Source organism: Bradyrhizobium sp. LeoA1Lang, assembly GCF_055413685.1.
Genome location: NZ_JBVAPG010000553.1, coordinates 1 through 349 on the forward strand (window position 1 = coordinate 1; position 349 = coordinate 349).

Annotated in this window: 1 protein-coding gene; it reads right to left on the reverse strand. The window is 56.7% G+C overall.

Features of this window, described 5'->3' with window-relative positions; translation table 11 throughout:
* On the reverse strand, positions 1-219 hold a 219-nt coding region (locus ACZYOF_RS44480), incomplete at its 3' end, for a helix-turn-helix domain-containing protein (protein WP_463719684.1).
* Positions 220-349 lie beyond the last annotated feature (130 nt).

The window sequence follows — 349 nt, forward strand, 5'->3', positions numbered from 1 at the left end:
TGAAAGGGGCCTTGAGGAACGGTCGCGCAACCCATTCACACCTTCGGCGCGGAACCGCTCGACCCATTTGGCGACCGTCTTCGGTGTCGTGTTGAACTGGTAGGCCGCGTCGGCCTGGCTCAGCCCAGAGGGTGTCAGAAAGAATGTGTAAGCAGGTTTCTGTGAGTCTCCTCGGTAAGGTAAACTCACAGAAACCTGCTTACACATTCTTTCTGACATTCCCTCAGCCCACCTTCCACCACGCTGCGTACCATCGCCTCTCGACCTTTGGGCGTCAAACGCGCATTCTTGTGGCTGTTCATCTGGTCTCTCCGGGGAACACTGAAGCTTCGCAACCTCAGCTTCCTCG